The sequence below is a fragment of the Burkholderia sp. AU39826 genome (genome assembly GCF_020419965.1).
GTDB classification, from domain to species: Bacteria; Pseudomonadota; Gammaproteobacteria; order Burkholderiales; family Burkholderiaceae; genus Burkholderia; species Burkholderia semiarida.
Window position 1 is genome coordinate 892,088 of sequence record NZ_JAIZQG010000002.1, and the last position, 16,767, is coordinate 908,854.

Annotated in this window: 15 protein-coding genes; 6 read left to right on the forward strand and 9 right to left on the reverse strand. The window is 68.5% G+C overall.

Translation table 11 applies throughout. From position 1 onward, the window contains the following. Positions 1-406 precede the first annotated feature (406 nt). The 3 genes from LGM42_RS08895 to LGM42_RS33025 all read left to right on the forward strand — a co-directional run bounded on the left by LGM42_RS08895 (position 407) and on the right by LGM42_RS33025 (position 2,857). A complete protein-coding gene (locus tag LGM42_RS08895) occupies positions 407-1,348 on the forward strand; it encodes a LysR substrate-binding domain-containing protein (RefSeq protein ID WP_099316585.1) in 942 nt (313 codons plus the stop codon). A gap of 166 nt (positions 1,349-1,514) precedes the next feature. Beyond that, complete coding sequence (locus LGM42_RS08900) at positions 1,515-2,744, forward strand: MFS transporter (protein WP_226232019.1); 1,230 nt, start codon at positions 1,515-1,517, stop codon at positions 2,742-2,744. Then, complete coding sequence (locus LGM42_RS33025; protein WP_264168155.1) at positions 2,735-2,857, forward strand: hypothetical protein; 123 nt, start codon at positions 2,735-2,737, stop codon at positions 2,855-2,857. Before LGM42_RS08900 ends, LGM42_RS33025 begins: the two co-directional genes overlap by 10 nt. 22 nt (positions 2,858-2,879) lie before the next feature. On the opposite strand, the gene LGM42_RS08905 is transcribed toward LGM42_RS33025, so the two are convergent. Then, positions 2,880-4,358: a cryptochrome/photolyase family protein gene (locus LGM42_RS08905; RefSeq protein ID WP_226232020.1), complete on the reverse strand. Its 1,479-nt coding sequence runs from the start codon at positions 4,356-4,358 to the stop codon at positions 2,880-2,882. A gap of 341 nt (positions 4,359-4,699) precedes the next feature. Further along, positions 4,700-5,680 carry an acetyltransferase gene (locus LGM42_RS08910; protein ID WP_226232021.1) on the reverse strand — a complete coding sequence of 327 codons (981 nt, stop codon included), beginning with the start codon at positions 5,678-5,680 and terminating at the stop codon, positions 4,700-4,702. 573 nt (positions 5,681-6,253) lie between these two features. On the opposite strand from LGM42_RS08910, the gene LGM42_RS08915 reads away from it, so the two are divergent. Together LGM42_RS08915 and LGM42_RS08920 are read left to right on the forward strand one after the other, a co-directional pair. Beyond that, a complete protein-coding gene (locus tag LGM42_RS08915) occupies positions 6,254-7,621 on the forward strand; it encodes an MFS transporter (protein WP_060314169.1) in 1,368 nt (455 codons plus the stop codon). After that, positions 7,608-8,657: a lactonase family protein gene (locus LGM42_RS08920; RefSeq protein ID WP_060314172.1), complete on the forward strand. Its 1,050-nt coding sequence runs from the start codon at positions 7,608-7,610 to the stop codon at positions 8,655-8,657. Before LGM42_RS08915 ends, LGM42_RS08920 begins: the two co-directional genes overlap by 14 nt. A gap of 76 nt (positions 8,658-8,733) precedes the next feature. Here the strand turns inward: LGM42_RS08920 and LGM42_RS08925 are convergent, their stop codons facing one another. After that, a complete protein-coding gene (locus LGM42_RS08925; RefSeq protein WP_059640038.1) occupies positions 8,734-9,771 on the reverse strand; it encodes an AraC family transcriptional regulator in 1,038 nt (345 codons plus the stop codon). 224 nt (positions 9,772-9,995) lie between these two features. Here LGM42_RS08925 and LGM42_RS08930 point away from each other — a divergent pair, with 224 nt between their 5' ends. Further along, positions 9,996-11,105 (forward strand): fatty acid desaturase, encoded by a 1,110-nt coding sequence (locus LGM42_RS08930; protein WP_124864296.1) that lies wholly within the window; start codon positions 9,996-9,998, stop codon positions 11,103-11,105. A 41-nt stretch (positions 11,106-11,146) separates the two neighbouring features. Here LGM42_RS08930 and LGM42_RS08935 read toward each other — a convergent pair whose 3' ends face one another. From LGM42_RS08935 to LGM42_RS08960, 6 genes are all read right to left on the reverse strand, one after another. Continuing rightward, complete coding sequence (locus LGM42_RS08935) at positions 11,147-11,767, reverse strand: HAD family hydrolase (RefSeq protein ID WP_060314183.1); 621 nt, start codon at positions 11,765-11,767, stop codon at positions 11,147-11,149. 120 nt (positions 11,768-11,887) lie between these two features. Further along, positions 11,888-12,745 carry a hypothetical protein gene (locus tag LGM42_RS08940; protein WP_060966364.1) on the reverse strand — a complete coding sequence of 286 codons (858 nt, stop codon included), beginning with the start codon at positions 12,743-12,745 and terminating at the stop codon, positions 11,888-11,890. Between the two features lie 51 nt (positions 12,746-12,796). Then, on the reverse strand, positions 12,797-13,453 hold the full coding sequence (locus LGM42_RS08945) for a TerD family protein (protein ID WP_060314191.1): 657 nt from the start codon (positions 13,451-13,453) through the stop codon (positions 12,797-12,799). Positions 13,454-13,550: 97 nt separating this feature from the next. Further along, the gene (locus tag LGM42_RS08950; protein WP_060314194.1) at positions 13,551-14,567 is read right to left on the reverse strand and encodes a DUF475 domain-containing protein; all 1,017 of its coding nucleotides are present in this window, start codon (positions 14,565-14,567) and stop codon (positions 13,551-13,553) included. Between the two features lie 42 nt (positions 14,568-14,609). Then, positions 14,610-15,350, reverse strand: a complete 741-nt coding sequence (locus LGM42_RS08955) for a VWA domain-containing protein (protein WP_226232022.1) — start codon at positions 15,348-15,350, stop codon at positions 14,610-14,612. A 27-nt stretch (positions 15,351-15,377) separates the two neighbouring features. Beyond that, a complete protein-coding gene (locus tag LGM42_RS08960) occupies positions 15,378-16,484 on the reverse strand; it encodes a toxic anion resistance protein (RefSeq protein WP_226232023.1) in 1,107 nt (368 codons plus the stop codon). Positions 16,485-16,767: the final 283 nt, after the last annotated feature.

The following is a 16,767-nucleotide window of genomic DNA, read 5'->3' on the forward strand; positions in this document are numbered from 1 at the left end:
TGGTTGGGTGGAGTTAGCGCTTTAGCGCTTACTCCACCCCCACGGCGGTCGACCCGAGTTAGCGCTTCAGCACTTACTCTGGTCCCATGGCGTGGCTGGTTGGAGTTAGCGCTTCAGCGCTTACTCCAACCCCACGGCGGTCGACCAGAGTTAGTGCTTCAGCACTTACTCTGGTCCCATGGCGTGGCTGGTTGGAGTTAGCGCTTCAGCGCTTACTCCAACCCCACGGCGGTCGACCCGAGTTAGCGCTTTAGCGCCTACTCTGGTCCCATGGCGTGGCTGGATGGAGTTAGCGCTTCAACACTTGCTCAACGCCCCGCCCTCCGCAATCACCCCGCCTCCATTGAACTTGACGCGCGCCGCGTTCTCAACCAATCTTGCCGCTCCGTTCGCATGAGTCACGCGCATGTCAACGCCACTCGTCCGTCTCCCGTCGCTCGATCTCGTCCGCGGTTTCGTCGCCGTCGGCCGCCGCATGAGCATCACGCTCGCCGCGCAGGACCTGTGCGTCACGCAGTCGGCGGTCAGCCGTCAGATCCATGCGCTCGAAGCGCATCTCGGCGTTGCGTTGCTGCAGCGCGGCTACCGTAAGATCGCGTTCACGCCGGAAGGCGAGCGACTGTTCCGCGTCGCCGATGCGGCGCTGCACGGCCTGCAGGACACCGTCGCGTCGCTCGCCGCCGGACGCGAGCGCCAGCCCGTGACGATCACCGCCAGCATCGGCGTGACCGCACTGTGGCTGCTGCCGCGGCTCGGGCGGCTGCAGGCGCGCCTACCCGAGGTCGACCTGCGCGTCGCCGCGAACGACAAGGTACTCGATTTGCGCGCCGAGGGCATCGACCTCGGCATCCGCTACTGCCCGCGCGAGCGCGCACCGGCCGGCGCACTGCGGCTGTTCGACGAGATCGTCGTGCCAGTCGCGCATCCCGCGCTCGCCGCGCGGCCGGTCACGAGCGCCGCCGCGATCGCCGATCACGTGCTGCTCGAATTCGACGGGCCGCCGCAACCGCAGTTGCAATGGCACGCGCACCTGCACGCGGCCGGGCTCGGCGACGCGCGCCCGAAAGGCGTGCTGCGCTTCAACCAGTACGACCAGGTGATCCAGGCCGCGATCGCGGGCCAGGGCATCGCGCTCGGCCGGCTCGCGCTCGTCGCGCCAATGCTCGCCGACGGCCGGCTGGCGGCGCTCGGGCCGCACACGCGGACGCCGCCGCCAACGTACGGCTACTGGCTGTTTCAGCACGATCCGGCCCCGCGCCGCGAAGTCGTCGACGTGCGCGATTGGATGCTCGCCGAAGCAGCCGAATGCGATGCGGCGATGCACGCGCACGATACGGCGTCGACCTGAACCCGCAGCTGGGCGGCTGCGCATGACCGCAGGCTCACGCCGCCCCCTTCACATTCGCGCCACGCATGCCAACCTGACCGAATGATCGCTTGAGCGACGGCAGCCGCGCTCGTCTAATCGGATCGAGCGCGGCCGTTTCGCCGCGCGCCTTCATCCGGAGACACGCATGACCCCGATCGAGCAGGAAGTCCGGCGCCGCTGGCTGCCCGTGCTGGCAGGCGGCCTGATCATGGGCGCCGCGCTCGGCATCCGCCACGTGCAGGGCCTGTTCCTCGCGCCCGTGTCGCTCGACCACGGCTGGTCGCGCGAGGCGTTCGGGCTCGCGCTGGCGTTGCAGAACCTGATCTGGGGCGTCGCGCAGCCGTTCACCGGGATGGTGGCCGACCGCTTCGGCTCGGTGCGCGTGATAGTCGCCGGCATGCTGCTGTACGCGGCCGGGCTCGTCACGATGGCGCATGCGGCCACGACCGGCCTGTTCACGGTCGGCGCCGGGCTCGTGATCGGCGTCGCGCTGTCGGGCTCGGCGTTCGCGTCGATCTACGGCGCGCTGAGCCGGCTGTTCCAGCCCGACCGGCGCGGCTGGGCGCTCGGGGTCGCCGGCGCGATCGGCGGGCTCGGCCAGTTCTGCATGGTGCCCGTCGCGCAGGAGCTGATCGGGGGCATCGGCTGGCGGCACGCGTTCATCGCGCTGGCGCTCGTCGCCGCGCTGCTCGCGCCGCTCGCCGTGCTGCTGCGCGACCGGCCCGCGCAGGCGGCCGCCGCCGCCGGCTCCGACCAGTCGATCAGCGAAGCCGTGCGCGAGGCGTTCGCGCATCGCGGCTTCTGGCTGCTGAATGCGGGCTTCTTCGCGTGCGGCTTCCAGCTCGCGTTCATCGCGACGCACCTGCCCGCGTACCTGCTCGACCACGGGCTGCCGGCGCGCCACGCGAGCGTCGCGCTCGCGCTGATCGCGCTGACGAATGTGGCCGGCACCTACGCGTGCGGCCATCTCGGCGGGCTGCTGCGGCGCAAGTACGTACTGTCGGTGCTGTACCTCGTGCGCGCGCTCGCGATGGCCGCGTTCGTCGCCGCACCGCTGTCGCCCGCCAGCGTCTACGTGTTCGCGGCCGTGATGGGCTTCACGTGGCTCGGCACGGTGCCGCTGACGAACGGCGTGATCTCGCAGGTGTTCGGCGTGCGCTACATCGCGACGCTGTTCGGCTTCGTGTTCTTCGGGCACCAGCTCGGCAGTTTCTTCGGTGTATGGCTCGGCGCGCTCGTGTACGACGCGACGCACTCGTACCTGCCGCTGTGGATCGGCTCGATCGCGCTCGGCGTGCTCGCGGCGCTGCTGCACTTGCCGATCGACGACGCGCGCGTCGCACGCCCGGCATCGGGCACTGCGGCATGGGCGTGATTCGCGCGGCGCTGGCCGCCGGCATGCTCGCGTTCGTCGCGTGGTGCGGCGCGGCCTACCTCGATTCGGGCGTCGCGTACGCGCTGCTCGAGCACGTCGCGTTCTGCAATTGATGCGGCAAACCGCGGCGCATGGTCAGCGGCGCTTCGGCAACGCGGCCAGTGCATCGAGCGCACGGGCGCGCGCGGCCGCATGCTCGACGAGCGGCGCCGGATAGTCGACGCCGAGCCGCACGCCGGCCGCGTCGAGTTCCAGCGGCGACGCTTCCCACGGCGCATGGATCGACGTGTTGTCGAGGCCGGCGAGCTCGGGCACCCAGCGCCGCACGTACGCGCCGTCCGGGTCGAACTTCCGGCCCTGCGCGACCGGATTGAAGATGCGGAAATACGGCGCCGCGTCGGCGCCGCAGCCGGCCACCCATTGCCAGCTCGCCGCGTTGTTCGCGGGATCCGCATCGACCAGCGTGTCCCGGAACCACGCTTCACCCGCGCGCCAGTCGATCAGCAGATGCTTGATCAGGAACGACGCGACGACCATTCGAACGCGGTTGTGCATCCAGCCGGTCGTCCACAGCTGGCGCAGGCCCGCGTCGACGAGCGGATAGCCGGTCCGGCCCCGCTGCCACGCACGCAACGCGGCGGGATCGTCGCGCCACGGCATCGCATCGAATTGCGCACGGAAGCTGTCGGTCGCGAGCGCCGGGAAGTGATACAGCAGCATGTAGCTGAATTCGCGCCAGCCGAGCTCGCTCAGGAATTTGTCGGCGTGCATCGCATACGCCGCGCCACCCGCGTTCGCGGCGCCCTGCACCGCATGCCACACCTGTCGCGGCGATACGTTGCCGAAGCGCAGGAACGGCGACAGCCGGCTCGTCGCGGGGCGATCGGGTCGATCGCGCGCGTCCGCATAGCCGGCGAGCGAGGTCGTGAGAAACGTGTCGAGCTGCGCGTGCGCGCCGGCTTCGTCGGGCGCCGGCCACGCCTCGCGCAGGCCGCCGGCCCAGTCCGGCGCATGCGGACGCAATGCGAGCGCATCGAGCGACAGCGCGCGCTCGCGCACGGCCTTCGGCCACGGATGGAACGCGATCCGCTCGGGCGCCGGCAGCGGCGCGGCCACCGTGCGATCGCGGCGCGCCGCGCGCCAGTAAGCGGTGAATACCTGGTACGGGCCGCCGCTGCCCGTCAGCACCTCCCAGGGCTCGTTCAGCAGGCTGCCGTTGCTGCTTTCGACCGTCACGCCCTGCGCCTTGAGCGACGCCTTCAACGCCGCATCGGCGTCGCGCTGTGGCTGCGGATAGCGGCGGTTCCAGTACACGGCCGCGGCGCCCGTGTCGCGAACGAGGCGCTCGATTTCGCGCCGCGCGTCGCCGCGCAACAGCAGCAGGCGCCCGCCATGCCGCGCGAGCGCCGCGTCGAGCCCGGCCAGCGACCCGTGCAGCCACCAGCGCGCCGCGCCGCCGAGCGCGGGCCCGGCGCCCGTGTCCGTGCCGTCGACGAAGACGCAGACGAGCGGCCGGCCCGATTCGACCGCGCGCGTCAGTGCGGGCTGATCTGTCACGCGCAGATCGTCGCGGAACCATACGATCGCTGGGGCAACGGACGACTGGGCGGACACGGGCATCTCGATGACGAAAGGGAAAGGAGATGCGTATTGTCGCGGCTGCGCTGCGCGGTGTCGACGCCGGCCGTTACGGCTAGCGCATCACGGCGACGCCGTGCGCGGCCACACACGCGGCGCCGACCCGATGAAGGTTGCGGTGCCGGCCGCACGCAGGTGATGTTTGCGAGGCTGTCGTACGTCGACCGGTCCGTGCGCCCAGCGCATCGCTGGCGCATTGCCCCGCGCATCGACGAACGCAGGAAAGCCTGCCGTGGCCACCTGTGCGGCCGGCTGGTCTGCTTCGCGATACACGTGCCGCGCGATGGCCGCCCGGCGCACGGCGCATCGATGCTGGATCAGTCGAGCCGGAACGCGGCCTCGAAGCGCTCGGCGAATGCGTCGAACTCGGCTTCCGGCAGATGGTTGATGCCGCCTGCGCACTTGCGCCCGCCGCCGGTCGCGAAGCCGCGGCAGAACTCGTCCGCACCGATCGGCCGGCCGTCGGGCACGCGTACGCTGACGACGAGCCCGCCGCCCGCGCGCGGCGACAGCACCGCGAGCGCCGTATGCGGCGCATTGCGCATCCGTTCGTTCGCGAGCATGCCGGTCGCGCGCCGCGCCCACGGATGATCGGGCATCCGGACCAGCGTCGCGCCCGGCACCTCGCGCAGCGGCGCGAGCGCGCACGCGAGCGCCATGTCGTCGCGATAGCCGTCGCGCAGCGCGGCGAACACGGCAGTCTCGCGCACGAAATCGACTGGATCGGCCCACGGCAACATCGCATCCGCGAGCGCCGCCGGATCGAAATGCAGATCGCCGACGCATTCGCCGTATGCGTTGTAGTTCAGGTAGCGCCCCAGCTCGGCGAGGGTGCAGCGCTCGGCTTCGTCGACCCCATGCTCGCGCGCGAGCGCATCGCCGAGCGCCGGCAGTTCGTCGCCATAAGCGGCGACGATCGCCCAGCGCACGTGCCGGCCGCCGAGATAGCGGTTCACGATCGCGCTCGTGCAGACGTCGGCCGCCGTGTCGATATGCGCGCGAAAGCGCGGATCGTCGGGCAGTTCGCCCGCGAAGTGATGGTCGAAATAGCGGACCGTCGCGCCTGCCCGCAGCAGCCGCGCGCAGGCATCGCGGTTCTGGTCGTGCGACACGTCGAGCACGGTGACGAGGTCGCCCGCGCGCGCGTCGATCCGCTCGAGCAGCGTGATGTCGCGCTTCACGCCGGTCACGAGCGTGCCGTGCACGCGTTCGGCGAGCCGCAACTGCTGAAGCGCGCACAGGCCGTCCGCGTCGCCGTTGAACGCGAACACGTGCCGCGCGTACTGGTTGTCCTGCATGATCCGTTGCTCCATCGTCAAGGCATGAAATCGCGGCCGTTCTCGCGTGGCGAGCACGCCGAGTTCCGGCGCCAGATATTTTGCCGCAACCGCGAGCGCGCCTTTCGATACAGCGTAGTCGTGCTCCCGGTAAACGGCTTGCGGGTCGACTGCGTGTCGATCGTCGCGATCACGCCGCTGCCGCTTCATCGGCGGCACGACTTCCTGTATGGGCACACCGTACGGAGCGCGTGAATATCGAACGTCGCCCCGTCGAGGCCGGTTTTCTCCGCCGGCGCCGGCCACACGCCGTACGCTCACGCACCGCCTCGACCGCGAGCCTCGCGCCCAGTCCGGCCCGACCTTGAAGCAGCGATCGGTGCAATGTTGCCTTATGTCATACGTCATCAGATGTGAAGACAGGCGCTTTCCATCTCGAGATTTCGGTAATTTTTGATAAATTCCCGGGTAAACCCGCGACCTCTTCGAGGACACTCCGGCGTACCATGTCATACGACGACATACTACATAACCGCCACGCAGATGCCGCCGCGGGCTGCCGCTCCGCCCGCCGACACCCGACCGGAGACACCCTTGAACCCGCCCTCGTCCGCCCTGCCCGGCCGCGATCCGCTCGCGTCCGCCGTCTCGAAAGTGAAGTGGCACGTGCTGCCGCTCGTGCTGATCATGTTCATCGCGAACTACATCGACCGCGTGAACGTCGGCTTCGTCGATCGCCACCTCGAAGCGTCGATCGGCATCGGCGCGGCCGCGTACGGGCTCGGCGCCGGCCTGTTCTTCGTCGGCTACGCGCTGTTCGAAGTGCCGTCGAATCTGCTGATGCAGCGCTACGGCGCCCGCGTCTGGCTCGCGCGGATCATGGCGACCTGGGGTATCGTCGCGGCCGCGATGGCGTTCGTGTGGAACGACACGTCGTTCTACGCGCTGCGCTTCCTGCTCGGCGCGGCCGAGGCCGGCTTCTTCCCCGGCGTCGTGCTGTACCTGTCGCAATGGCTGCCGCCGCAGGAGCGCGGCAAGGCGATGGCGATCTTCCTCGGCGGCTCCGCGTTCGCGTCGGTGCTGTCCGGGCCCGTCACCGGCGCCCTGCTGTCGATCCGCGGCTTCGGCCTCGCGGGCTGGCAATGGATGTTCCTGATCGAAGGGCTGTTCTCTGTTGCGCTGTGCGGCGCGAGCTGGCTGCTGCTGAAATCGCACATCCGCGACGCGACGTGGCTCACGGCCGACGAACGCACCGCCCTCCAGAACGCGCTGGACGACGAGCGCGCGACGCGCGACGTCCGCTCGAACGTGCCGGTGCGCGCCACCGCGCTGCTGCGCGATCCGCAGATCATGCTGTTCTGCTTCCTGTACTTCTCGATCCAGTTGACGATCTACGCGGCCACGTTCTGGCTGCCCACCATCATCCGCAAGATGGGCGGCCTCACCGATTTCCAGGTCGGCCTGTACAACACGATTCCGTGGATGATCGCGATCGGCGCGATGTACGGCTTCGCGGTGCTGTCGTCGAAGTGGAAGCATCCGCAGCGCTGGCTCGCGTTCGCGCTCGTGCTCGCCGCGTGCGGGCTGTTCGCGTCGACGTCGCCGAATCCGGTGTGGTCGTTCGCGTCGGTCTGCTTCGCCGCGCTCGGCTTCAAGGCGGCGGCGTCGCTGTTCTGGCCGATCCCGCAGGGCTATCTCGACACGCGCGTGGCCGCGGCCGTGATCGCGCTGATCAACTCGGTCGGCAACCTCGGCGGCTTCGTCGCGCCGACGGCCTTCGGCTATCTGAAGCAACATACGGGTTCGATCACGGGCGGGCTGTATGCGCTCGCGATCGCTTCGCTCGTCGCCGCGGTCGCCGCGCTGTTCGCGCGCACGCACCGGCGCAGCGATCCGCCGCGCGGCCGGCCGGCCGACGAACCCTTCACGCACGCCCCGATGCTCCGCCATGCCGAACACTGACCGCCTGACCGTCGTCGTCTCGAATGCCGTCGACGGCGACCTCGCCACGTTCTCCCTCGCCGGCGACGGCACGCTCGCGCCGCTCGCCCGCTATCCGGCGGCCGACGCCGCGATGCCGATCGCGGTGCAGGCCGACCGCGCGCGGCTCTACGTCGCGACGCGCGGCGCGCAGCCGACGATCGTCGCGTTCCGCGTCGCCGCCGCCACGGGCGCGCTCGCACGCATCGGCACGACCGCGATCGACGCGAGCCATGCGTACCTGTCGCTCGATCGCAGCGGCCGCTGGCTGCTCGGCGCATCGTACGGCGGGAATTCGCTGAGCCTCTACGACGCCGCGCGCGTGCGCGACGGCGACGGCACGCCGCTGCAGGTCGCGGGCGGCATCGCGAATGCGCACGCGGTGATCGTGTCGCCGGACAACCGTTTCGCGTACGTCAGCTCGCTCGGCTCGGACCGCGTGTTCGGTTTCGCGCTGGTCGAAGACGCCACGGGCCTGCGCGCGGTCGAACACGGCGAAACGCGCGTGCCCGCCGGCTTCGGCCCGCGTCACCTGCGGTTCGCGGATGACGGCCGCACGCTGGTCGTCGTCAGCGAATTCCAGGCGACGCTTGCGACCTTCGCGCGGGACACCGACACCGGCCGGCTCGGCGACCCGCACGTGAGCGCGCGCCATCCGGCCGTCGCCGAACTCGCGCAAGGCCATGCGCGCCCGCCCGCCCCCGCCGAGCCGTCCGTGTGGGCCGCCGATCTGCACCTGACGCCCGACGAACGTTTTGCGTACGTCAGCGAGCGCACGTCGAGCCAGTTGCTCGGCTATCGCCGCGACGAAGATGGCACATTCGTGCCCACCCACGCGACGCCCACCGAGACCCAGCCGCGCGGCTTCGCGATCGATCCGTCGGGACGCTGGCTGGTCGCCTGCGGCGAACAGTCGGAACACGTCGCGGTGTATGCGATCGCGCCGGACGACGGCACGCTGTCGCTGCACGCGCGCGTGCCGGGCGGCCGCGGCGCGAACTGGATCGCGATCGTTTGAACGTCTGAAGGTTTGAAGAAGCATCCGCGCCCGCGCGGGAACCGGCACGCCGATGCGGGTGCGCCGTTCGGCGCGTTCAGCGCCGCTCGCTCGGCGCCACGCCCGTCCAGCGCTTGAACGCGCGCGTGAAATTGGCGCGGTCGGTATAGCCGACACGCGCCGCGATCTCGTCGACCGGCAGCCGCGTGCCTTCGAGCAGCCGCAGCGCGTCGCGCAGCCGGATCTCGTCGAGCAGCGCCGAATAGGTCGCGCCGTATTCGGCCAGCTTGCGCTTGAGCGTGCGCGCCGACACATGCAGCTCGCGCGCGATATCGTCGACCGACGGATAGCCGCCCTCGCCGCAGATCAGCAGGTTGCGCACGCGCTCGACGATGCTTTCCGCGTAGCCGAGCCGCGCGAGTTCGGCCTCGCACTGCTGGACGATCATCTGCGCGGTCTGCGCGTTCGCGGTGCCGATCGGCTCGTCGAGCAGCGCGGCGTCGCAGCGGATGCGGTTCGCGCTCGCGTCGAAATGGCAGCGCGGCAGGCGCGCGCGATAGCGCTCGAACCACGGCGGCTCCGGCCATTCGAAATGCAGTTCGGCACGCGACTGCAGCGTGCGCCCCGGCGTCGGATACAGCAGCGAATTGAACAGGATCGCGGTCTCGACCAGAAAGTTTTCCACCGCGAACTGGCGCAGCCGGCCGAGCGGAAACGCTTCGCGCACGTCGATGTCGACGATGCCGTCGAGCTGCGCGAGCCGCACCGAGAAGAACGGCACGCGCGTCGGCAGGTAACGGATGCCGAGCGCGATCGCCTCGCCAAGCGTCGCGCAGCTCATCAGCCCGAAGCCGATCAGCCCCGCTTTCGTCAGGCTGCTGCGCAGGCCGATCTCGATCGCGATCGACGGATCGTCGGTCGCGTCGAGCAGGTTGAACACGATCGCCGCCTGCTGCAGCGGCGTGATGCGCGCATCGGGCTGCGCGAGCCGGTCACGCTCGACGCCCGAGCCGGCGAGGATGCGGCCGCCGTCGATGCCGCGCTCCTCGGCCAGCATCAGCATGAACAGCGCATACGCGGACGATACCGTCGCCTTGTTCAACTGGCGCGCGGCATCCGGAACGGACGGGACCATACGGCTCACTCCGGGCGGTTTCGGCGGATTGTAGCGTCGCTGGCCCGCCATGACACCTTGCCGGCACTCTAGCGCGCCGACATCCGTCGGGTGCGCGCCCGCCGGCCAACGTGGCCCGAAATGACACCACGATTGGCACCGGCGGCCCTCGCACGCGCGCCGGCACGCGCCTATGCTTGTCGCATCGGCATTGCGCCCCACTCCTTCCGCATGGATCCCGGTCGATGAGCCACCCCGCACGAACCGCCTTTCGCCACGACGCAGACAAGGTCGCGTACGTCCGCCGCGAAGTCAACGCCGCGAGCGACGCGATCCGCGCGCGGTTTCCGCTGCTCGACAACCAGAACCTCGTCGGCGCGACCGTGATGGTCGTGTCGGTCGGCGCGATGCTCGCGATCGCGTGGCTGTATGCGCGCGGCGCGATCGCGTGGTACGTCGCGCTGCCGCTCGCCGCGTTCGTCACGTCGTTGATCCACGAGCTCGAGCACGACCTGATCCACCTGATGTACTTCAAGAAGACACCGTGGGCGTATCACCTGATGATGGCGCTGTGCTGGCTCACGCGGCCCGGCACGATCAACCCGTGGACGCGGCGGCGCATGCACCTGCATCACCACAAGGTATCGGGCGGCGAATCGGATCTCGAGGAATTCGGCATCACCAACGGGGAGCGCTGGGGCGTGAAGCGCGCGCTGATGATCGCGGACGGCATGCTCGCCGTCGTGCTGCGGCCGGCCGCGATGCGTCGCAAGGTGAAGCAGTACGTGGCCGCGCAGCCGGTGCAGGATCCGTCCGAGCGCCTGCAACTGCGCGTCGAGCAGCTGTCGTCGTACATGCCGATCGGTCACCTGTACTACACGCTGTGGCACGCGTTCATCGTCTATCACGTCGGCCTGTTCGCACTGCATGGGTTCGGCTACGCGGTGACGGTGCCGGCCGTCGTCGAACGCGTGATGAGCGTCGTCGATTTCCTCGCGGTGGTGTGGCTCGGGCCGAACTTCCTGCGCAGCTTCTGCATCAACTTCGTCAGCTCGAACATGCATTACTTCGGCGACATCGATTCGCGCAACGTGATCCAGCAGACGCAGGTGCTGAACCCGTGGTGGATGCTGCCGTTTCAGTTGTTCTGCTTCAATTTCGGCAGCACGCATGCGATCCATCACTTCGTGGTGCGCGACCCGTTCTACATCCGGCAGCTGACCGCGCGCACCGCGCATGCGGCGCTGCGCGAAGTCGGCGTGCGCTTCAACGATGTCGGCACGTTCGCCCGCGCGAATCGCTGGGGCGCCTATCGTCCGTCTCGCGGCACGCGCGACGCGCAGGCCGACGCGTAACGCGGGCAGCGCGGGGCGTCAGCGCGGCGTCAGCGCCGGGGTCAATCGCCGATCGGCGGCATCGGCCCCTGCCCGCGAATCCACGACCAGTTCGCGAGCTCGGCCATTTCCTTGTCGCCGCGGCTGTCGCCGTACGCGAACAACTGCTTCGGCGGCCGGTTGCCCCACCATCCGCGCAACCGCACGACCTTCTGCGGCCCCCAGCAATTCTCGCCGTCGAGCCGCCCGGCGAAGACACCGCGCTCGAACGCGAGCCGCGTCGAGAGCACCGCGTCGAAGCCGACCGTCTTCGCCCACTTCTCCAGATACAGCGACGGCGACGCGCTGACCAGCACGACTTCATGCCCGCGCGCGCGATGTTCGCGAATGCGTTCGAGCATTTCCGGACGCACGAGGCTCGGCAGATAACTGTCGACGAACGTGCGCGCGTGTGCATCGAGCGCGTCTTCGCGGATCGGCCCGAACGCGAACGACGCGAACTTCGCCTTCGCGTCGCCACGCGACAGCAGCCCGGCCTTCATCGCGAAGATCCACGGCAGCGCGCGCAGCCCGGCCCACGCGAATCGCGGCGTGCCGACCGCCTGGCGGACGAAATGGCGGAAGCTGTCGGTGGTCGTGATGGTGCCGTCGAAATCGAAGGCGGCGACGATGCGGTCGGTCATGGGGAATCGGCGGGAAAGCGGTGAGATGCCGGGAAGATAGCAGAGTCGCGGCCACCCGCGCGAAACCGTATCGCCCGACACGAGACCACGCGCACCGAAGCGCGCGGTCGCATCGTTCCCTCAGCGCGGCGGCCGCGCGGCCAGCGCCGCCGGCAGCACGACGTTCATCAGGTGATCGGCGCGCGACAGCAGATCGGTCACGCGCTCGTCGAGCCCGCGCAGTTGCGCCGGCTGCATCCGGATCTGCTGGACGGCCTGCCCGACGATGTTGCGGCGATCGAACAGCGTGCGCTCGACGCCCGCGTCGTCCGGCGCCCGCACGACGTCCGACACCGCGCTCAGCGCCGCGAGCACGACCACGAGGTTCTCTTCCGCATGGCGAACCTTCGCGGCGAGTTCCTCGGTCCGGCGCGGGAAAAAGCCGAGCGACTGCTTCAGCGCGCCGAGCGCCGCGCGGTAGTCGACATGGCTGGACGCCCCGCCGAACCAGCGTTCGAACATGCCGGCCTTGCGCGTTGCCTGCGCGAGCATCCCGGCCATCATGTCGGCCGCGCCGAGCTCGTTGAATTCGCGCGTCGTCGCGGCGACCGCTTCGACGAGGTTGCCGGCCGTCTCCAGCGCACCGTCGCCGATCGTCGCGACCGTCGCGAGCTTCAGCGGCACCAGTTGCCGGATATGCCGCTCGATGCGCGGTGCGTAGTCGGGATAGAGATTCGGAAAGCTGGCCTGTGCGGCGCGGAAACAGGCTTCGAGCTGCGGATGGTTCGATTCGCCGAACAACGCGCGGCCGACCGCATCGGCCGGCGCCGTACGCACGGCTCGATCGGACGCGGGCGCCGGCCCGAGATCGAGCGCCCGCGGGGCGGGCCGCGCCGGCGCACCGGCCGCCGTCGGCGCGTCGAACGCAAGACGCCCGGGCGTAGGCTCGGGCGTCGTATCGAACTCGAGCCGCTTCGGCTCGTCGGACGGATTCGTCATTGCTGCTTCCTGCCCGGCGCGGCGGCGTGCCGCGCGCCGGGCCGCCGCCAGTCAGACCGCGCCGCCGTATGCGCGGACGAAATCGCCGAGGCCGCGGTTGTAGCCCGCGCCGACCGCCTTGAACATGAAGTGGCCGTCGCGACGATAGAAGCTGCCGACCTGCACCGACGTCTCCATCGAGAAGTCTTCCTCGAGCGCATACTTCGCGATCACCGTACCCGACACCTCGTCGGCAATCTGGATATAGCTGTTGCGGACCTGCCCGAAATTCTGGCGGCGCGCTTCGGCCTGGTCGATCGTCACGACCACGGAGATTTCCTCGACATCGGCCGCGAGCTTGGTCATGTCGATGAAGATCACTTCGTCGTCGCCGCTGCCGCTGCCCGTGCGGTTGTCGCCGCTATGCACGACGCCCAGGCACTTCGACGAAGGCATCCCGCGCTTCGGGAAATCGTCGCCTGGCTGGATGAAGGTTTCCTTGCGCTCCATCGTGCGCACTTCGCTGTTGTAGAACACGAAATGCTGATCCGAGATCAGCTTCGGATTGCTCTGCTCGTCGTACTTGCACAGGAACACCGACACGTCGAGATCGAAATCCGTGCCCGTGTCCGTCGCGTTCGCGTCCCAACCGAGACCGATGCGGAATTTCTGCGTGCCGGGCGCTTCCTTCGACAGATTGACGCGACCGCCTTTCGACAAATTGATCATCTGAACCTCTTCTGCGGGAACCGCCGTTACGCCGGCGGCGATGCCGGGCCGCATGGAGCAGCCCCTTCGTTGATGGTTTTCGTGCCGCGCGACGCGCTTACTTGCCCGCCACCGCGGCGCGGTCTTCCCTGCGCTGCACGACGATCGACGACCACACGGCCGCGGCGATCATCGCCGCGCCGATCAGGCCCGTGACGACTTCGGGCACCTCGAACTTCACGCCCAGGAACATGATCGTCGCGAGCGCGCCGATCGCCCAGAACGCGCCGTGCTCGAGAAAGCGGTACTGCGCGAGCGTGCCCTTCTTCAGCAGCACGAGCGTCATCTCCCGGATGTAGGCCGCGCCGACGCCGAGGCCGAGCGCGATCAGGAAGATGTTGTTCGACAGCGCGAACGCGCCGATCACGCCGTCGAAGCTGAACGACGAATCGAGCACTTCCAGATACATGAAGCCCGCGACGCCTTCGCGCACCACGCGCGTGCCCGTGTCCTCGCCGCCGACGAGGTCACCCACGCCGTGCGCGATCACGAAGCCGATCACGCCGAACGCGCCCGCGAGCAGGAAGCTGACCTGCTCGGCCGCCGGCACGTAGAACGACGCGATGATCACGATCGCGAGCGTCAGCGCCACTTCCAGCGCGGTGATGCGGCCGAGATGGCGCATCGGGCCTTCGAGCAAGCCGATCCAGTGTTCGTCCTTCTCGGTGTCGAGCATGAACTTGAAGAACACCATCAGCAGGAACGCGCCGCCGAACGCCGACACCTCGTGATGCGCGGACGTCAGCACCGCCGCGTACTTGTCCGGCGATTCGATCGCGAGCGTCAGCGCGTCCCACAGGCCGATGTGGCCGATCACCGCGACGATCAGCAGCGGGAACACGAGCCGCATGCCGAACACCGCGACCGGCAGGCCGAACACCATGAAGCGGTTGCGCCACTTCTCCGACCAGTTCTTGAGCACCGACGCGTTGACGACCGCGTTGTCGAGCGACAGCGAAATTTCGAGCACGCACAGGACCGCGACGATCAGCATGTCCTTCACGCCGCCGAGGAGATAGGCCGCGATCAGCGCGAGCGCCGTGAGCGACAACGGGATCTTGAAGTCTTTCAACATGATGGGGTAATCGAGTTCGAAAAATGGGTAGGCGGGATACGCTTACTTCGCGCGCACCCAGTCGCAGAATTCCTGCGTGATCAGCTGTTCGTAGATCTGTTCGTCGCTCAGGTCGAGCGATTCGAGATGCAGGAAGCCGACGTTCGGCATTTCGTTCGCGACTTCCGCGAGGAAGTCGAATTCGCTCGGATCGCCGACGCCGACGAGCGACCAGTACAGCGGGAAATGCTGCGAGTCGGCCAGCAGCTGGCGCACGCGCTTGCGGTCGTTCTTCGGGTTCTGGCCGTCGGTGACGAACAGCACCCAAGCGGGCAGATGGCCGTTCGCGGGCGCCGAAGCGGCCGGTGCGGACGTATCGTCCGCGCCGCCGAACAGCCGACTCAGGAAGCCGCGCTTTTCTTCGCGCTTCGGTTCCGGCGCGCGGAAGAAGAAGTCGACGATGTCGTTCATCACCGGCGCGTACTGCGTGCCGCCCCACTTGGCGATCCGCGCATTGAGCACATGATCGGAAATGTACGAACCGTAGTTCTCCGGCGTCGCGGTCGGCAGGCGGTCGTAGCCTTCGGTGAAGGTCCACGTATCGACTTCGCCGTTGTCGTCGAACTTCAGCGCGATGCCGAGGATCCGGTCGTGCGTCTCCTGGATCACGCCCGACTGGTACAGCGGCTTCGCGGAGCCCGAGATGTCGAGCGCCGCGCCGACGCGCACGACGGGCGGCTTCAGGATCTGACGTTTTTCGAGGACGATCGCGACCTTCGCCGCGCGTTTCTCAAGCGTAATCATGCGGTGTTCTCTCAGGTTTCTTGGTTGTCAGTTCTGCTTCGGAGCAAATCGGGTGATCAGGTCCTGTTCGAGCTGGCGCAGGCGCGGCGCGTCCTGCTCGCGCTGGCGGCGGCCGTCGGCGATGATCTGCGTGATGTCGTCGAACGCGCCGAACAGCTGCTGCTGCGCGTATTCGAACGTGTCGGTCGAGATCACCGGGCGCTGGCCGAGCTTCGCGACTTCCTGCGCGTTCTGGCGATTCAGGTCGGCCTGCGCGCGGATCGCCTCGTCGGCCGCGTCGTACGTCGCGTTCGCGAGCGCCGCCGCGCGCTTCGTGCTGAGCTGTTCGAGGTAGAGCGCGAATGCGTTGGTCCACGCGGGGATCAGCACGGTCTTGATCGTCATGAATTTCGACGTCAGCGTGCGTTTCTGGTCCTGCTCCATCCGGATCTGCGGCGCGAGCTGCTTCGACATCAGCATCGCGCGGTCGAGATCGTCGAGCTTGCTTTCGAGCGCGTCGACCTTGCGCTTCACGTCGAGCAGGCGCTGCGCGGCGAATGCGTCGTCCGCCGGCTGCTGGCCGGCCGCCAGATGCGCGCGCAGCGCCGCGAGCGCCGTTTCGCCGTGCGCCTTCGACTGCGCGAGTTCCTTGTGCAGCGCGTAGTTGTCGTTGTACATCCGCTCGAGCTCGTCGATGCCGGCCTTCTGGCGCTGCGCATGGTTTTCGAGCTCGACGACGAGCGTGTCCATCCGCTTGCTCACCGATTCATATTGCGACAGCAGCTTTTCCTTGGTCGAGCGGAACAGCCGCGTGACCTGCGTGAGCAGCCCGCCCTTGTCGGCGCCGCGCGGGTCGAGCCCTTTCGCGGTCGCGATCAGCTCGTTGAGCTTGTCGCCGAACTGGTCGGCGTCCGAGGCCCGGACGCTCGCAAGAATCTGCTGGGAGAAGGCGGCGATCCGCGTGCCCTGCGTCGCGCCGAGCTGGTCGATCTCGTCGACGGTGATCAGGCGCGCGTGTTCCGTGGGCTGCGCGGCCGGCGCGACGACGTGGGCAGCGTTGGCGACGGCGGCTGGCACGGCGACGGGTGACGAAGGCGGGGGGGAAGGACGATCGCTGACCGCATCGGATTGCTTGTCGTCGAATAGCGGCTTCATGTGGCTACCCCGTTTCCTTTTCTGCTTTTTGCTACGTGTTGTCGTGCGCGCGAGGCGCGCTTCCGCGATTGCCGTCGGTGCTCTCTCACGGGCGGCAGACGGACAATAAAGGGCGACGGTGCGGCGCGTCAAGCCGGGCCAATCTTTCATTTTCCATACTTTTTGTAATATATGCGGCGGAAATTCCGACACTGCCTCCGGCAACGTCAGGACAAGCGCCTTGATGGAGCACGAATCCGGGTTCCTCGGGGCACGTCGGCAAAGAGAAATGGAAAGTATTTTG

Coding starts and splice junctions, on each gene's coding strand:
- LGM42_RS08950 (WP_060314194.1), bottom strand. CDS start 14,567: ATGTTGAAAGACTTCAAGATCCCGTTGTCGCTCACGGCGCTCGCGCTG.
- LGM42_RS08935 (WP_060314183.1), bottom strand. CDS start 11,767: ATGACCGACCGCATCGTCGCCGCCTTCGATTTCGACGGCACCATCACG.
- LGM42_RS08925 (WP_059640038.1), bottom strand. CDS start 9,771: ATGGTCCCGTCCGTTCCGGATGCCGCGCGCCAGTTGAACAAGGCGACG.
- LGM42_RS08955 (WP_226232022.1), bottom strand. CDS start 15,350: ATGATTACGCTTGAGAAACGCGCGGCGAAGGTCGCGATCGTCCTCGAA.
- LGM42_RS08960 (WP_226232023.1), bottom strand. CDS start 16,484: ATGAAGCCGCTATTCGACGACAAGCAATCCGATGCGGTCAGCGATCGT.
- LGM42_RS08940 (WP_060966364.1), bottom strand. CDS start 12,745: ATGACGAATCCGTCCGACGAGCCGAAGCGGCTCGAGTTCGATACGACG.
- LGM42_RS08930 (WP_124864296.1), top strand. CDS start 9,996: ATGAGCCACCCCGCACGAACCGCCTTTCGCCACGACGCAGACAAGGTC.
- LGM42_RS08920 (WP_060314172.1), top strand. CDS start 7,608: ATGCCGAACACTGACCGCCTGACCGTCGTCGTCTCGAATGCCGTCGAC.
- LGM42_RS08900 (WP_226232019.1), top strand. CDS start 1,515: ATGACCCCGATCGAGCAGGAAGTCCGGCGCCGCTGGCTGCCCGTGCTG.
- LGM42_RS08895 (WP_099316585.1), top strand. CDS start 407: ATGTCAACGCCACTCGTCCGTCTCCCGTCGCTCGATCTCGTCCGCGGT.
- LGM42_RS08945 (WP_060314191.1), bottom strand. CDS start 13,453: ATGATCAATTTGTCGAAAGGCGGTCGCGTCAATCTGTCGAAGGAAGCG.
- LGM42_RS08910 (WP_226232021.1), bottom strand. CDS start 5,680: ATGCAGGACAACCAGTACGCGCGGCACGTGTTCGCGTTCAACGGCGAC.
- LGM42_RS33025 (WP_264168155.1), top strand. CDS start 2,735: ATGGGCGTGATTCGCGCGGCGCTGGCCGCCGGCATGCTCGCGTTCGTC.